This window comes from Nostoc sp. C052 (assembly GCF_013393905.1).
In the GTDB taxonomy this organism is placed as follows: domain Bacteria; phylum Cyanobacteriota; class Cyanobacteriia; order Cyanobacteriales; family Nostocaceae; genus Nostoc.
In genome coordinates this window covers 351,421-368,350 of the sequence record NZ_CP040272.1, presented here as the reverse complement: position 1 = coordinate 368,350, position 16,930 = coordinate 351,421, and the positions used below count along the sequence as shown (strand labels likewise).

Below are 16,930 nucleotides of genomic sequence, written 5' to 3'. Positions count from 1 at the left end.
AGCTAGTACAACACGGCGTAAATCAACCACCCATTCAAAATCGATGAAACGCTTACGCTGCATTCATTTTGAATTTTGAATTTTGAATTTTGAATTCCGCCTTGCGGTACTAGTATGCCCAAATCCAAATCCTGGAACAATTAGAAGGAGTCAGAATTAGTGAGGGATTGAAACTAAAATTTCAAGTCACCAGCGCGACTCATGGGTTGAGTAGGTTGATTTGCCGGCGGCTGGGCAAAGTTATTATTTGATAAAATTGCGATCGCCCGGGCATATTGCGGATCGCTCTTAGTGCCGATTAAATCTGGATTAGAAGCCAACTGACGCTCTTGTGCCTCTGTCAAGTCTAGCTTGATATCTGGCGTAATCCCTTTATGGTTAATATCCGTTCCCGCAGGGGTGTAGTAATGAGCAATGGTGACAGCCAAGCCGGAACCATCTGCGAGTTCATGAACTGACTGCACTAAGGCTTTGCCAAAGGTTTGACCACCAACGACTACCGCCCGCTTGTTATCCTTGAGTGCCCCTGTGAGGATTTCGCTAGCACTAGCGGAATTACCATCTACCAAGACCGCCAAAGGACGATTTGTCAAAGCAGTGCGATTGGCTTTAGTTTCTTCACTGCTGCCCACACGGTCTACTGTCTTGACAATTCCGCCGTTATCGTACCACATCCGAGCAATTTCAATGCTTGCCTGCAATAACCCGCCAGGATTTCCCCGCAAATCTAAGACATAAGAATCAACTTTCTTAGTATTCAAATCGCGGATGGCTCGTTGCATTTGGTCTGCGGCGTGGGCGCTAAATTCTCGCAAACGAATATAGCCAACGCGGCGATTCCCTTCTTGTCTGAGGGTATAGCGTACTGTTGGTACTTCAATACTTGCTCTTGTTAGCTTCAAATCAAAGGCATTTTGGCCCGTCCGTCCCAGTCGTATTTTGATGGGAGTACCCGCTTTGCCACGGATTAACTTGGAGGCGTCATCCACTTTCATTTTGAGAGTGGGTTTGCCATCAATTGCCAAAATTTCATCGCCTGCTTTGATCCCAGCTTTCAGCGCTGGAGAATTTTCTATGGCTTCGACAACAGTTAGCCGCTGAGTTTTTTCGTTCACTTCCATCCGAACGCCAATACCAGAGACTTCTCCAGATGTTTGGTTCGTCAGGGCTTCAAACTGTTGGGGGTCCATGAATCGAGTATAAGGATCTCCCAACTTTTGTAATGCTTCGCGGATGGCGGTGTATGCTTCTTCGCGAGAAGAGTAGTCTTTGCTCAACAGGCTTTGCCTGGTTGCTTGCCAATCTTGTTGATTAAATTTACCATCAACATATTCATGATTTACCAGTTGCCAAACTTGGTCAACTATCACTTTTGGGCTGTCTTGTAGGGCTAGAGCAGCACGGACACCACGAGTCCAAGCAGGGCCGAATACAGACATCGTAGCAGTCGTGGCGATCGCTCCACCAATCAAGGCTACTTGGAGCGGTGAGTAACTTTTCGCAGATTGGTTCATGTATACTTAGCTGGAATAATTGTGTTGTTGACAGTTTAGCAATCAGGCTTTCCAGAAATTTTTAAGTTTTTATACCCCAAAATAAACTATGCTCCTTCATCATTTTTATGGTTAAATGATGCCAAAATACCGCATTAGTTATTAACAATCATTTCTCAGTTTGTTAGCCTTCTCCGGAAGTCGATACTGACCTTATGACACTTTGATTAGCGTCATATTTGCATTCTCGATTACTTTTATAAGATAGCACTTTGCTCGCTGAATTGCAGCACTGTTATATAGCCATTAAATCAGCTTTTCTTACCTAAGTCATGAAACGCAAATTTACCATCAAATCATTAATTTCTATTAAAAAAAAATCGGCTAATCTGTGGCAATTGTTACAAAAACTAACTAGCGGATTGTACGTTATCTTGGGTGTTTGGCTGATTTTTACTACTATAACCTTAGTTTTTGCTTCCTTGCAGCCTGTAGATGCCTTCTTTGTGCTTGGTGGCAGTATTCGTCGAGAGACTTATGTCGCCCAACAAGCAAAACAATACCCACAAACCCCAATTTTAATTTCTCATGGTTCCCCCGATCCCTGTATACGGTTAATTTTTGAGGCGGAATTGGCAGAGTTACAAAACGTTTGGTTAGAAAACTGCGCGAATTCTACCTTTGAAAATTTTTATTATGGTATTCCAATTTTGCGACATTGGGGAGTGCATAAAGTCATGTTGATTACCTCACCGAGTCATTTACCTAGAGCCGTATGGATCGCACAGATTCTTTTGGGCGCTCATGGTATTTGGGTAGAGTCAGAGATTGTTCAGGAGTCGGGTGTGCCTGGTAATAATGAATCTTGGCTTAAAACTGGGTTAGATGTAACACGCAGCTTATTTTGGGCGATTTTAAGTCAATTTATTCAACCGCAATGCTCAAATGTCACAAAACTTACCGAAGTAGATATGCCAGCTTGGGAGAATCGAGGTTTTCATTGTGAACACCAAGGTGGGTTGAGGAGATAACTTACTCGTAATGCGTCCACATACGAATTATCTTGACTACTTGCTCGGATTCGATGACCTCATATACTAACCGATGCTGTATATTAATCCTCCGAGAATAAGCACCTGATAAGTCACCAACCAGCTTTTCATAAGGTAGAGGATTTTGAAAAGGATTTTCTTTAAGGACTGCGAGTAATTCCTCGGCATTTTCCTTTAAGTTACTAGAAGCTAATTTCTTCGCGTCTTTTTGCGCTTGTTTTGTGTAAATCAACCTCTAACTCGCTCCTTAGGGGTTTGCAAGTGGCTCCTCAGAAGCTTGTTGACTCACCAATCCAACTCCTCATCACATTGCGATCGCTTCTCTGAGTCGCATTTAAGGCTAAAACTAATACTTTTCAAACAAACTCTAAGGTTTTGTAAGCTGCTTTTGAGAAAATAAGCTAGGGATAATTAATGCAAAAGTTCCCAATTTTGCAGCATCAAGATAGCATCTTTATACAAAAACAAATCCACGTGGTTAACTTCTATTCCCTCTCCAATTCCTTGTAGAAGGGTAATGGTTAATTGCCCTCCCAAGTGTTCACGGAACTCGGTAAGCCCCCTAAATATACAATGCGGATGGTCTAGCTTATCTAATTGCTCTGTCAGTGCTGATGCGTACAAAGTAAAGCCTAATTTCTTGAGTGTAGTTAGAACCCTTTGCCATTCTGATTGCAAGAGTTGCCCTGTTAAATATGAATAGGTCGTATCTAAAGCAATGCCGATCGCTACAGCTTCACCATGACGTAGGCTGTAATTAGTTAAATGCTCTAGTTTGTGAGCCGCCCAGTGTCCAAAATCTAAAGGACGCGATGAACCCATTTCAAAGGGATCGCCGCTACCAGCAATATGCTCTAAGTGCAACTGAGAACAGCGATAGATTAGCCTTTCCATTATGTCCATGTCTCGATTAGCCAATTTATCGGCATTAGTCATAATGAAATCGAAGAAATCTGCATCTTTAATCAGCGCTACTTTCACCGCTTCTGCAATACCCGATCGCCAATCTCGATCGTCAAGGCTAGTCAGAAAATCAAAGTCATTCAAGACAGCATAAGGTGGCATGAATGTACCCAAAAAGTTTTTCTTTCCGAAGGCATTGATTCCGTTCTTTACCCCTACACCCGAATCATTTTGCCCTAATACTGTTGTTGGTACTCGTAGCAGTCGAATTCCTCGGTGAGCCGTTGTTGCTGCGTATCCTGCCATATCTAGGACGGCTCCACCTCCAATTGCTAATACGTAGGAGTGACGGCACAATCCAGATGCATTGATTTGCTGATGAATTTGCTCTATAAATCGAGAATCGTTCTTGACTGTTTCTCCACCCGGCACTACTATCGGTTCACCGCTTAGTGTTAGCACATCTTCATAACGCTGGGCATAGGCTGATAATTTTTTTAGTAACCCATCCTGATACTGTAAAAATCCTCCATCTACCACTGCTAGCACTTGCTTTGGGGTTATTTCCCCATCTGCGGCAATAACTTGTGCAAGTAAAGGATTATCTAACTGAAACAAACCTTTAGTGAAGTGAACATCATAATTGAAAGTTACACGGACACATTGGTTAATTGGTTGCAGATTAAGAGCGGTTTTTTGTTGAATAGCCATTTGAATATTATTGTGTTTGAAATAACTGTAAATAGATGCATTGCTGCAATTAGACAATTGAAGTTTACGGCAAAATGGACATAATAAATCCATTAAATACTTAAATTAAATGATTTACTACACTAATTTAATCACTAAAATATTCCACACCTTTGAAGTGTTTTACCTTAGTAGATAAAGTCAAAATAGCATTAGGTTACAATTCTTATCAATACCTGAGCTTTATATTTTATCTGATGTTGGTAATCGCAATAGAGATCATTGTTACATAAAATTCTAAATATTTTCCGTAAGATAATTCAGTGTTCATCTAATTCAAATGATATCTTTACAATATCTTCTTTAAAGTCGTAAGTTTTTTATAGATTCAGTGAATTTATAATCCCAGTAGAATATGAGCTAATTACTTCAATCCCAAAGTATCAAGTTTAGTGGTAGATTTTATACTTAGTTGTCATAAAGAAGTTGGGCAACTTCTCCTGAATTTATCATGAGTAAAGTAAACAAGTTACTGCATCAATGGTTGTTAAATTCTGTTTCAGAAAAAGCTTTTGCTTGGCTGGAACAGAAGCAGGCACAGATTGCTAGTGGTGCTGCGGAACGAGTGTTTTTTACGGCTTTTAGTGCTGTACCGCGCTATCTCGGTAAAGAGGATTTGCAGCTAACATTCCAGGACTTAGAAGCAGCACAAGATGTCATTCCCGGTTGGTATCCTGGTCATTGGAGTGTAGATCAAGCAGGTCGCACACTCTTACTTTTAGCTTTGCCCTACGATGATACTCAGGGGTATTTGCGATCGCTCGATCAATTCTTCTCCACTGCCGATATGGGGGAGTTAGTTGTTCTTTATCAAAGTTTGCCATTATTGCCGCATCCAGAATTACATCGCCACCGTACTGCTGAGGGAATTCGCAGCAATATGAGTAATGTATTTCAAGCCATAGCATTACGCAATCCCTATCCTGCGAATTATTTAGATAATGCTGCTTGGAATCAGATGGTGCTGAAGGCTGTGTTTGTCGGCAGTCCGTTGCATCTAATTTGGGGTCTAGATCAGCGTGCTAACCCAGAATTGGCAAAGATGCTGGCAGACTATGCCCATGAACGCTGGGCAGCTAAACGCTCAGTTACACCAGAACTTTGGCGACCTGTAGGGCGGTTTGCCGATAGCGCCATCATCACAGATTTAGAAAAAGTACTGGCTAATGGGGCTATAGACGAGCAAGAAGCAGCAGCATTAGCTTGTGCTGAGTCTCCTTTACCCCAAGCACAAGCATTACTTTCTCATTACCCAGATTTACAGTTATCCATTCAACAAGGTAATCTGACTTGGAGCAGTTTTAGCCGCGAGCGACTCTTTGTTTACAAATAGAAGGGACTGGGGATGAGGGGGGATAAGGAAAATAAACAATGATGCCCAATGCCCCATCACCAATGCCCAATGTCCAATACCCAATTATTAAAACCATGATGTTCATCGATCCTCACATTCACATGTGTTCCCGTACTACTTACGATTACTTAGTAATGCGAGAATATGGTATTGTCGCTGTCATTGAACCAGCCTTTTGGTTAGGACAACCCCGAACCAACGCCGGCTCATTTAAAGACTACTTCAGTAGTCTTGTGGGTTGGGAACGGTTTCGTGCTAGTCAGTTTGGCATCCAGCACTACTGCACAATCGGACTAAATCCGAAAGAAGCTAACAATGAAGCACTAGCAACAGAAGTTATGGAACTGCTACCACTTTATGCCTGTAAAGAAGGAGTTGTTGCCATTGGCGAGATTGGCTATGACGATATGACAGAGGCAGAGGATAAATACTTTTGTCAACAGTTAGAAATAGCTAAAGAACTCGATATGTTAGTACTAATTCATACTCCTCATCGGAATAAAAAGGCGGGTGCTAGTCGGAGTATGGATCGCTGCATTGAATATGGTTTAGATCCTTCACAAGTAGTTATCGATCACAACAACGAAGAAACCGTTGAAGAAGTATTAGGACGCGGTTTTTGGGCCGCTTTCACTATTTACCCACAGACGAAAATGGGTAACGCCAGAATGGTAGAAGTTGTCCGTAAGTATGGACGCGATCGCATCATTGTAGATAGTAGTGCTGATTGGGGTATTAGCGATCCTTTAGCAGTTCCAAAAACGGCTCAGTTGATGTTAGATAGGGGCATTCCTGAAGAAGATGTCCGAGCAGTTTGTTATGAAAATGCCCTAGCTGCCTACAGCCAAACTGGACAGATGAAAGCATCAGACTGGCTCAATCCCCAATCTGTAGATCAGCGCCAAATGTTCAGTGGTAACTCTGTGCTGCGAGGACAGGAACCAGGAATCAAATCAGTTTCAGATTATGTGTTGATTGAGTAGGGAGTAGAGAGTGGGGAATTGTATAAATATCTGATTTATCTGTAATATGCAGTTTATTTTGAGAAATTAGTAGACACGGAGGCAGATAAGTGAATGTTGCAAGCTTAAATTTTCAAGGCTGGCGGGGTTATTTAGAATTGATGCGTCCTGCTAATATTGTTACTGCTTGGGCGGATATTCTTGTTGGTTTTGCTGCTTCTGGATCTGGGATTATTTTTACTAAATTAATTAACGGAGAAGCAAGTTTTGCCGTACTAATTCCATTATCTTGGTTGTTATTGGCTACAACTGGTTTATACGGCGGCGGTATAGTTTTTAATGATGTTTTTGATGCGAAATTAGATGCAAAAGAACGACCAAATAGAGCAATTCCGAGTGGTCGTGTATCTCGTCAAAATGCTACTTTATTGGGAAGTATACTATTTATAATCGGGATTATAGCTGCTTTTCAAGTATCGTTGTTGAGTGCTGCGATCGCAACATTTATCACTCTTTCATGCCTCCTCTATAACTCACTCGCCAAACATCATCCTTTCTTTGGCCCTTTAAATATGGGTTTGTGCCGTGGTAGTAACTTATTATTAGGTGTAAGTGTTGTACCCGAAATCATCGGAGAACGTTGGTATTTAGCGCTAATTCCTGTTCTTTATATTGCTGCGATCACCGCAATTAGTCAGGGTGAAGTTCACGGAGGTAAGAAGATTACGGGAGTATTAGCACTACTGCTAATTGCAATAGTTTTAACAGCAGTTTTAGCTTTAGGATTATTAGATGAGTATACAGCGATCGCAGCACTACCATTCGCTGTTTTCTTAGCTATCAGAATATTGCCTAATTTTATCAAAGCGGCGCGTGAACCAATAGCCGAAAATATTCGAAATGCTGTGAAAATAGGTGTTTTATCTCTAATAGTCTTAGATGCAACAGTTGCATCTGGTTTTGCTGGTTTGTATTACGGTTTATTAGTGCTAATCTTGCTACCAATTTCGATGAAATTAGCACAACTATTTGCTGTTACTTAAATTTAAGACCTGGCGAATAGAATTCGCGGCTACACTGGCATTGTCCGCCTCCGCGGACTAAAGTCAAATTAAGGGTTTGAAACCCACGGAGGTGGGTTTAGTTTGTATAGACGCGGTTTCTAACCGCCCGTTTACTGTTAAATCACTATGTAGCAAGTATTGTATTTTGTGAAATAGTTTCAGCCAGAAAAAATAGATTATATATACAAGAAATAGAGCTAAAAAATGAAAGTTACAAAAAACAATAATTTTCACTTAACTTATTGCAGCAATATTCATCCTGGTGAAAGTTGGCTAGAAGTTTTCGCTAATTTAAAAACCTATATTCCCGAACTAAAATCGCGTTTAGCGCCTACAAAACCTTTTGGTATTGGCTTGAGGTTAGCAGATATCGCCGCAAAACAACTTTTAGAAAGTAATAACTTAGCTCAATTCCAAACTTGGCTGACTCAGCAAGATTTATATGTTTTTACCTTAAACGGATTCCCTTTTGGCGGATTTCATCGACAGGTAGTAAAAGACCAAGTTTATTTACCAGATTGGTCTACCGAAGAACGGGTTAATTATACATTAAACTTGGCACAAATTTTAGCTACTCTATTACCAGAAGAACTTGAAGGCGGAATTTCTACACTACCATTATCCTATAAACCTTGGTGGGAAAAAGACCAAGCAAATTTCGAGAAAGTTTTGAAAAAGAGTTGTTTGAATATAGCACTAGTTGTTGTAGAAATGATTCGCATCTGCGAAGAGACAGGAAAGATACTCCATATTGATTTAGAACCTGAGCCTGATGGTTTAATTGAAAATACCTCAGAAATAATTGATTTCTATCAAAATTGGTTATTGCCAATTGGCGGTAATTATTTATCAGAAAAGCTAAATATTGAACAGAGTTTAGCAGAGATTAAATTGCTAGAACACGTTCGTATTTGCTATGATACCTGTCATTTTTCAGTGGAATATGAGCAGCCAAAGTCTGTATTTACACGTTTGCAATCGGCAGGAATTAAGATTGGCAAGATTCAAATCAGCGCTGCAATTCAAGTAAAAATACCTGCTGAACTTGAGAAGCGTAGTTTGATAGTTGAACGTTTACGTCCTTTTGCAGAATCTACCTATCTTCACCAGGTAATAGAACGTCGTAACGATGGTACACTCCATCACTATCCTGACTTAATAACTGCATTACCACATTTAGAGCAATCTCTAGCTGAAGAATGGCGCACTCACTTTCATGTCCCAATTTTTATTCATGATTATCAAATTTTGCAATCTACCCAAGACGATATTGCCACTGTTTTGCATCTACTTCAGACAAACAATGCTTGCTCACATTTAGAAATTGAGACTTACACTTGGGATGTATTGCCATCAGAAATTAAGATAGATTTGCTGACTTCTATTCAGCGTGAATATGAGTGGGTATTAAAAGAATTTGCCGCAAATTAATTAATAAGTAACTCAAATTTATGAAAAAAACAGCTATTATAAATGTTGTAGGATTAACACCTAGCTTATTAGGAGAAAACACACCGTTTTTATCTTTTTGGGCTGCTAAAGGTCAAGTAGTTCCGATCGCAACAGTATTACCTGCTGTAACTTGTTCTGTTCAGGCTACTTATTTAACAGGAAAATTGCCTGATGAACATGGGATTGTCGCTAATGGTTGGTACTTCCGCGACGAATGTGAAGTGAAATTTTGGCGACAATCTAATAAACTAGTGCAGGCTCCCAAAGTTTGGGAAATCGCTAAATCAATTGATCCAAGCTTCACTTGTGCCAACCTTTTTTGGTGGTACAACATGTATTCTTCAGTAGATTATGCCATTACGCCGCGCCCAATGTATCCCGCCGATGGGAGAAAATTACCTGATATTTATACCCATCCTAGTGATGTGCGATCGCAAATTCAATCTGATTTAGGAAACTTCCCTCTGTTCGGTTTCTGGGGGCCAAAAACTTCCATTAGTTCTAGTCAATGGATTGCCAATTCCGCAAAATGGATTGAGGAACGCTATAGCCCGACACTATCACTAGTTTATTTACCACATTTAGATTACTGTCTGCAAAAATTTGGTAACAATCAAACACAGATTCAAGCAGATTTGCGAGAAATTGATGCTGTTTGTGGCGATTTAATTGAATATTATCAAGCACGTAATACTCAGGTAATTATTCTTTCTGAGTATGGCATTACGCCAGTTTCTAAAGCTGTGGATTTGAACCGTGTATTACGGGAAAATGGTTTAATTGCTGTACGGGAAGAATTGGGGCGAGAACTACTCGATTTTGGTGCTAGTATTGCCTTTGCTGTTGCCGATCACCAAATTGCTCATGTATATGTGAACGATCCAGCATATATCTCGAAAGTGCGATCGCTTTTAGAAGCGACTGAAGGCGTGGCGCAGGTATTAGATGATGAAGGTAAACAAGCCTACCATCTCGATCATTCTAGATCGGGAGAGTTGGTAGCGATCGCTCAACCTGATGCTTGGTTTACCTATTATTATTGGCTAGATGATGCAAAAGCACCTGATTTTGCTAGAACTGTAGATATTCACCGCAAACCTGGTTACGATCCTGTAGAACTTTTCCTCGATCCGCAAATTAAATTTCCTCAAGTAAAAGTTGCTCTCAAGTTACTTCAGAAACAACTAGGTTTTCGCTACCTCATGGACGTGATTCCTTTGGATGCTTCCCTGGTGCGTGGCTCTCATGGTACTATTAACGCCTCTCCAAATGAAGGTCCTCTATTTATCACCCATCAAACTCACCTAGTTGATGAAAATCGAATTGAGGCGACAGATGTTTTCTCGTTGATTCTCAAGCATTTAAATCAGAAGTAGGGAGATATCTTGGTAAGAATCTTCGGCTGATTGTTTTCGATCCAAAAGAGGAGGCAAATGCCTCCGGCACACTTCGTGAACGCAAAATGGCAAAAGTAGAACAGTACCGTCAACTTATTCAAGAACTACTACTAGCTTACAGCGAAATCAAAGCCAGCAACGAAGAAGTTGAAGCAGAAGTGATTTTGGCTCCTATGACCGAGAATCAAAACACAAGAGGTGCAATTTTACATTACTAGTCACGAAGCATGATGCAAACAAAATTGCTAGTGCAATTCGCCAGCATTGGGGAATAGAAAATTCTGTTCATTGGACATTAGATGTTACCTTTCATGAGGATGAGTCCCGAATTCGTTCTCTGCACAGCCCACAAAACTTTGCTTTACTACGTCGTATTGCCCTGAATGCATTAGAGCGAGAATCATCTTTTCGTCGCAGTATTCGCCAAAAATCACGACGAGAAGCTATGAGCGATTGCTATATGCTTTCTGTGTTGGCTGCGGCTCTCTCAAACTCAGTATCTCTGCCATAATCCCACTGTCAATAGGGTTTGAGACGCGCTAACCCTGGATTGCTTCTCTACGCTGTTGCTTCGTACCCTTCTCTACGAGAGGCTGCGCCAACGGGAACGCCAGGGGCGAACGCAATTACAAACATGTTCTTGCAAAATTGGGATTCTCCCCTTTTCGTTTGATGAAATTTTCCAAATCATTGCTAATTTTGGCAACTAAATCTGAATATAGATTTTAAAATCTGTTGTTAACTTTACTTCTATGGTTAGATGCCAATGACAAAACTAGAAAGCTATAGTTCACCATTATTGAAGAAGAATTCTGACTCCTGAATTCTGTTCGATAATGAAAAAACTCCAGAAATGTTTGTAACAAATCTGGAGTCAGGAAAGATACGCATTTACCTATACCAAATTTTCACCCTGAGAAAATCCTACGTCATCAGGGTATACACTCAAATGTAGATGAAAGGGAATAGGGCATAGGGAAACTAAGCCGATCACAAGGGGCGAGGTTTAAAATCTACCTTCTCGATTGGAAGTAACGCAAAACAGCCCCAGATAAACTGAGGCTGTTTTGCGAGAGTTGTTTGGCAGGAAGGGTACATCAATCAGTGATGCCCTATGTTAGATATAAATAATTCAGTATGCATCCTTATTCAGCCACCTTTTAGCATATCAGGATGATTAGAAAAATTTTGTAGGCGCAGCCCGTCGTAGACATCGCTTTTTCCAAAAAGAAACTCCAGATGCACTTAAGGCATTCTGGAGCAGTAACAGGTTTCTAACATGAATCAATTTTTACATCTGCGATCGCCTAATGTCGTTAGAGTATATACTCAAATGTATTTATGTCTATTCATCCGCAAATCGAACAGCAAATTACCTTCTTTTCTACCCATAACCTCAATGTATCTACAGAATTCTACGAACAAAAGCTAGGTTTGGAGTTATGGCTTGACCAAGGAACCTGTCGAATTTATACTGTTAATGGTTCTGCGTACTTGGGATTGTGTGAAGCCTGCGAAAAATTACCTCCTGCAACCAACAAGCAATCAAGTGTCATTTTTACTCTGGTAACACAGCAGGTGGATGAATGGTTTGAATATCTCAAAGAACGTGGCGTCGATTTTGAAAAGCCGCCTACATTAAACGAAAAGTACAATATTTACCACTGTTTTTTCCGCGACCCCGATGGTTATTTGATTGAAATTCAACGTTTCGAGACTAATGACAAAAAAAGACATAACTAAATAAGTTATGTCTAAGCGTTTAATTTACAGGGCAGGATTTTACAGATTAGAACTTTTTGATTTACTGGGGTACATGATACCGAATCATGCTGTATGGACATCATCAATAAATATGTACCTTTTCTTCTATAGATTTATCAAGGTGGGATGCGGGATTTATGCAGCCACCAGAAAAGCTTTACATTTATTCACAATTGCTGCAAAATCGTGGGAATTACTCTTGGCTTTTAAATAATGTACACCTAATGACTGATAAAAATTCTTTGTATCAGTCCTAATGATAGGTATTTAACCGGACTCGATATTGTATAACACAAGTTAGAATACAATCATTGTCGCCAGGATATAATGCTTATTGAACAAAATTATTTTCAAAATAGCTTCTTTGGCAGTTGTGCTATTTCTATAGTTATTACTTTTAACCTCTATGATATTTAATGTATTCGGTTTACTAAATATTTTCCCAGTAAATGCATGAAAGCCAAAACATTCGCTTGGCTAGGCAAAGTACTACAACTTAAGGGTTCGGTAATGAAATCAATTTACAGACATATCTTATGGTGTGGAGCTTTCGGATTTTTGATTTCTCTACTTTACTATTTTGACAAACCTGTATCCCAACCTATTTTAGGAAGTGTGATTCCTAGTATTGTTTTAGGTTTGTTACTTGTCTTTCGTACCAATACTGCTTATGAGCGATTTTGGGAAGGGAGAAAATGCTGGGGTTCTATAGTAAATAACGTCCGAAATCTAGCGCGACAGATTTGGGTATCAGTTGATGAAATTTCACCAGAAGATAAAGAAAATAAAATTACGGCATTAAACTTATTGGCAGCTTTTGCTGTCACAACTAAATTGCATTTGCGTGGAGAAGCTGTCAATAGCGAGTTAGAAGACTTAGTGCCGTCTACTAAGTACATAAAACTGAAGATTATGAATAATCCCCCCATAGAGGTAGCCTTTTGGATAGGAGATTATTTACAACAACAGTACAATCGTAATTGCCTTAACAGTTACCAGTTAACATCTATGCAAGAATTATTGAATAATCTGGTGGATAATTTAGGTGCTTGCGAACGCATTTTAAAAACACCCATGCCCCTTGCTTATGCTATTCATTTAAAGCAATTGCTGATACTATATTGCTTTTTGCTACCATTTCAAATAGTAGAAAGTCTCGGTTGGTGGACAGGTTTAATTTCTGCCTTAGTTGGTTTTACTGTGTTTGGCATTGAAGCCATTGGCTTAGAGATAGAAAACCCCTTTGGCTATGACGCTAATGATTTACCATTAGATGTAATTTGCGAGACAATGAAACGCAATATTGATGATTTAATTACTTTGACTCCAAATACGCGATCGCATCAAGATAGCAGCATACAGCATCTCCCAAGCAACTGAGATAGACCCAAATCTTTCTTGAAAATAGGTGCGGTTCGGTGAACTATAAATCTCTCCTAATATATTTTCACAACCGCCGAATTGCTATTTCTAACCCTTCACAGACACGAGTTAAAAAATCTAAATCCAAAGTAGCGATCGCATCACTAGGTTTGTGATAATGGGGATTTCGCAAGAATGCCGTATCTGTCACCATCATTGCCGGATAACCCAAATCCCAGAAAGGTGCATGATCGCTAAGTCTGGTTTGGGGAACTATTAAACCTCGATTTGGCACGGGTAGCCATTGACTAGATACACCAGCTTTGCGAATATTACGGCTCATCCCAATTAAGTCTGGCAATATCCGCAAGTTGCCAATTAAAGCAATAAAATCGCCTCTATCTGGGTAGAAGCGTTCCAGAGGACGGGGATAATTTTGAGAGCCAGGTGTAGAATCCTTATAGCCCAGCATTTCCAAGGAGATCATTAAGCGTAGTTGTTGCTTTTGTTGATGCAACATCGCTGCATAGTCAGCACTGCCTAGTAAGCCGTATTCTTCCATATCGAAAGCAACCAGTCTTAAAGGATATCTGACAGCTTGGGCAGCAAACTTTCTCGCCAATTCCAGCAACACTGCCACACCTGTAGCATTATCATCAGCCGCAACTGTTCCCGGAACGCCATCATAATGAGCGCCAATTAAAATAGGTGGCAAATCCTTTTTTTGCCTTCTAGCTTGGGAGGGTAAATTTAATATCAAGTTATTACAAGCTTTGCCTCTGACTTCAAAGGTGTGGATTTCCACACTCCCCCATTGGGAAAATTGCTGGCGGATGTATTCTTGGACAAAAAAATGTCCAGCCGTTGCCATGTAAGGATCGCGTTCTCGCGCGATCGCACTGAGGGAAGTTTGTAATCGCTCTGTTAAATTCAAATTTTTCAGATAGTGATAATAGTATGAGAGTTTCCAGGCACTCAAGAAAGCAGAGCAAGCATCATTAAGGTGAATTTATCAACTTGCGGATATCGTAAATAGAAGTAGGCGGATAACAAGAATTGAGGCTGCTTGGGCACACCAACCATCTCAATGCTATTCTAGTCTTGCAACTATCTCCTCTAGCTGCACATCTTAGCTTACTGCTTTAATGATGACTATCATACCATTGAGGTGTTTTTATCTTGTAGCGCAAAGCTAGAAGTAGTTCCGCCCAATCATAATAAATATATAAAGACACTTTAGGAGAAGAGTAACGCATGGGCAAGGTAGTCGGCATCGACTTGGGTACAACCAACTCAGTAGTCGCCGTTATGGAGGGTGGCAAGCCGGTGGTGATTGCCAATGCAGAAGGAATGCGAACAACCCCCTCCGTAGTTGGCTTCAGCAAAGAAGGTGAAAGAGTAGTTGGGCAAATGGCACGGCGACAAACCGTCCTCAATCCCCAAAATACCTTTTTTGCAGTTAAACGCTTCATTGGGCGGAAGTATGGTGAACTAAATGCAGATTCTAAGCGTGTGCCCTACACGATCCGCAAAGACGAAGTAGGTAATATTAAAATTGCCTGTCCTCGGATGAATAAAGATTTTGCCCCAGAAGAAATTTCGGCAATGGTGCTGAAGAAATTGGCAGACGATGCTAGTCGCTATTTGGGTGAACCAGTTACCGGGGCAGTGATTACAGTACCCGCCTATTTTAATGATTCTCAACGGCAGGCAACCCGTGATGCTGGCAGAATTGCCGGTTTAGAAGTGCTGCGGATTCTGAATGAACCGACGGCGGCATCTTTAGCTTATGGATTGGATCGGGGTGACACGGAAACTATCTTAGTCTTTGACTTGGGTGGTGGCACTTTTGACGTGTCGATTTTAGAAGTTGGTGATGGGATATTTGAAGTCAAGGCTACCAGTGGAGATACCCAACTTGGTGGTAACGACTTTGACAAAATAATCGTAGATTGGTTAGCAGATCAATTTCTGGAAACAGAAGAGGTAGACTTAAGACGCGATCGCCAAGCTTTGCAACGTCTGATGGAAGCGGCGGAAAAGGCCAAAATTGAGCTTTCTGCTGTCAGCGTCACCGATATTAACTTACCCTTCATCACCGCTACAGAAGATGGCCCCAAACATCTGGAAACTAGTCTGACTCGTTCTCAGTTTGAAGGTTTGTGTGGTGATTTGGTGGGACGGTTACGGACACCAGTAAAACGAGCGCTCAAAGATGCCGGACTTTCACCTAGAGATATTGAAGAAGTTGTTTTAGTTGGCGGTTCTACACGGATGCCAATGGTAAAGCAGCTAGTACGAGACTTGATTGGCACAGAACCCAACGAAAATGTCAACCCCGATGAAGTTGTAGGAGTAGGTGCAGCAATTCAAGCCGGAATTCTCGCAGGTGAACTTAAAGATGTGCTGCTTTTGGATGTCACACCCCTTTCTATGGGATTGGAAACTATCGGTGGCGTGATGAAAAAACTCATTCCCCGCAATACCACCATCCCAGTTCGCCGTTCTGACATTTTTTCCACGTCTGAAAATAACCAAAATACTGTGGAAATTCACGTAGTTCAGGGCGAACGGGAAATGGCCGCAAACAACAAGTCCTTAGGACGGTTCAAGCTGTATGGCATCCCGCCAGCACCACGAGGAATTCCTCAAGTTCAGGTGTCATTTGATATCGATGCTAATGGCATTTTACAGGTAACGGCCTTAGATAGAACCACTGGGAGAGAACAAAGTATTACCATTCAAGGCGCTTCCACCTTGAATGAGTCGGAAGTGAATCGGATGATTCAAGACGCGCAAAAATATGCCGATGTCGATCGCGAACGTAAAGAAAGAGTAGAAAAGCGGACTCGTTCTGAGGCGCTGATTTTCCAAGCAGAAAGGCAACTTCGAGAAGTAGCGCTGGAATTTGGTATGCAGTTTGCCCGAAACCGCCGCCAAAGAATTGATAATATTTGCCGACAACTAAAAGAGAGTCTAAAGGAAAATAGCGATCGCGGTATCGATCAAGCCTACGCCGACTTGCAAGATGCTCTTTATGAGCTAAATCGCGAAGTCCGGGAGACTTATGCTGAAGATGAAGATGACGACTTGTTTGGTACTATCCGTGACATCTTTACTGGCGGCGATAAGGAACGTGAACGCGAATCTCCCAGAGATACATACCGAGAACGCGACTCATACAGCCAAGGCTATGGCAAAGATTACGGTAAAGACTATGGCAGAGATTATAACCGAGATAGTCGTTCTCCCTCTTATGAAAGCCGTCCTCCACGCAAATCTCGTCCTAGCTACCAAGATAACTGGGATGACGAAGAAGACAATGATTGGTTGTAAGAAAAGTTAGGAGTTAGGAGTGAGGAGTTAAAAATTAAATC

At 41.0% G+C, this 16,930-nt stretch carries 15 protein-coding genes; 11 read left to right on the top strand and 4 right to left on the bottom strand.

Annotation, left to right across the window (positions count from 1 at the left end):
* Positions 1-173: 173 nt before the first annotated feature.
* Entirely contained in the window at positions 174-1,514 is a 1,341-nt protein-coding gene (gene ctpB / locus FD723_RS01550) for a carboxyl-terminal processing protease CtpB (protein WP_179063788.1), read from the bottom strand.
* 311 nt (positions 1,515-1,825) lie between these two features.
* On the opposite strand from ctpB, the gene FD723_RS01545 reads away from it, so the two are divergent.
* A complete protein-coding gene (locus FD723_RS01545; RefSeq protein ID WP_179063787.1) occupies positions 1,826-2,524 on the top strand; it encodes a YdcF family protein in 699 nt (232 codons plus the stop codon).
* 1 nt (position 2,525) lies between these two features.
* On the opposite strand, the gene FD723_RS01540 is transcribed toward FD723_RS01545, so the two are convergent.
* Both FD723_RS01540 and FD723_RS01535 read right to left on the bottom strand, forming a co-directional pair.
* Positions 2,526-2,777: a Txe/YoeB family addiction module toxin gene (locus FD723_RS01540; protein WP_179063786.1), complete on the bottom strand. Its 252-nt coding sequence runs from the start codon at positions 2,775-2,777 to the stop codon at positions 2,526-2,528.
* Positions 2,778-2,956: 179 nt separating this feature from the next.
* Positions 2,957-4,159 carry a 3-dehydroquinate synthase gene (locus FD723_RS01535; RefSeq protein WP_179063785.1) on the bottom strand — a complete coding sequence of 401 codons (1,203 nt, stop codon included), beginning with the start codon at positions 4,157-4,159 and terminating at the stop codon, positions 2,957-2,959.
* A gap of 490 nt (positions 4,160-4,649) precedes the next feature.
* Here FD723_RS01535 and FD723_RS01530 point away from each other — a divergent pair, with 490 nt between their 5' ends.
* The 9 genes from FD723_RS01530 to FD723_RS01490 all read left to right on the top strand — a co-directional run bounded on the left by FD723_RS01530 (position 4,650) and on the right by FD723_RS01490 (position 13,571).
* Positions 4,650-5,531 carry an EboA family metabolite traffic protein gene (locus FD723_RS01530; protein WP_179063784.1) on the top strand — a complete coding sequence of 294 codons (882 nt, stop codon included), beginning with the start codon at positions 4,650-4,652 and terminating at the stop codon, positions 5,529-5,531.
* A 38-nt stretch (positions 5,532-5,569) separates the two neighbouring features.
* Positions 5,570-6,535 carry a TatD family hydrolase gene (locus tag FD723_RS01525; RefSeq protein ID WP_256875014.1) on the top strand — a complete coding sequence of 322 codons (966 nt, stop codon included), beginning with the start codon at positions 5,570-5,572 and terminating at the stop codon, positions 6,533-6,535.
* Positions 6,536-6,624: 89 nt separating this feature from the next.
* Positions 6,625-7,557: a UbiA-like protein EboC gene (gene eboC / locus FD723_RS01520; protein WP_306297010.1), complete on the top strand. Its 933-nt coding sequence runs from the start codon at positions 6,625-6,627 to the stop codon at positions 7,555-7,557.
* Between the two features lie 225 nt (positions 7,558-7,782).
* Positions 7,783-9,009, top strand: coding sequence for a metabolite traffic protein EboE (gene eboE, locus FD723_RS01515; RefSeq protein ID WP_179063783.1), 1,227 nt, complete (start codon positions 7,783-7,785; stop codon positions 9,007-9,009).
* Positions 9,010-9,029: 20 nt separating this feature from the next.
* Entirely contained in the window at positions 9,030-10,406 is a 1,377-nt protein-coding gene (locus tag FD723_RS01510) for an alkaline phosphatase family protein (protein ID WP_179063782.1), read from the top strand.
* Between the two features lie 86 nt (positions 10,407-10,492).
* The gene (locus tag FD723_RS42035) at positions 10,493-10,645 is read left to right on the top strand and encodes an element excision factor XisI family protein (protein ID WP_218651777.1); all 153 of its coding nucleotides are present in this window, start codon (positions 10,493-10,495) and stop codon (positions 10,643-10,645) included.
* Positions 10,646-10,668: 23 nt separating this feature from the next.
* Positions 10,669-10,938 (top strand): ISAs1 family transposase, encoded by a 270-nt coding sequence (locus FD723_RS01500; protein WP_256875196.1) that lies wholly within the window; start codon positions 10,669-10,671, stop codon positions 10,936-10,938.
* An 830-nt stretch (positions 10,939-11,768) separates the two neighbouring features.
* Positions 11,769-12,170: a VOC family protein gene (locus tag FD723_RS01495; RefSeq protein WP_179063781.1), complete on the top strand. Its 402-nt coding sequence runs from the start codon at positions 11,769-11,771 to the stop codon at positions 12,168-12,170.
* A 531-nt stretch (positions 12,171-12,701) separates the two neighbouring features.
* The gene (locus FD723_RS01490) at positions 12,702-13,571 is read left to right on the top strand and encodes a bestrophin family protein (protein ID WP_306297009.1); all 870 of its coding nucleotides are present in this window, start codon (positions 12,702-12,704) and stop codon (positions 13,569-13,571) included.
* Positions 13,572-13,638: 67 nt separating this feature from the next.
* Here FD723_RS01490 and FD723_RS01485 read toward each other — a convergent pair whose 3' ends face one another.
* Positions 13,639-14,487: a M28 family peptidase gene (locus FD723_RS01485; protein WP_179063779.1), complete on the bottom strand. Its 849-nt coding sequence runs from the start codon at positions 14,485-14,487 to the stop codon at positions 13,639-13,641.
* Between the two features lie 320 nt (positions 14,488-14,807).
* Between FD723_RS01485 and dnaK the strand changes: the two genes are divergently transcribed.
* The gene (dnaK, locus tag FD723_RS01480) at positions 14,808-16,889 is read left to right on the top strand and encodes a molecular chaperone DnaK (RefSeq protein WP_179063778.1); all 2,082 of its coding nucleotides are present in this window, start codon (positions 14,808-14,810) and stop codon (positions 16,887-16,889) included.
* Positions 16,890-16,930: the final 41 nt, after the last annotated feature.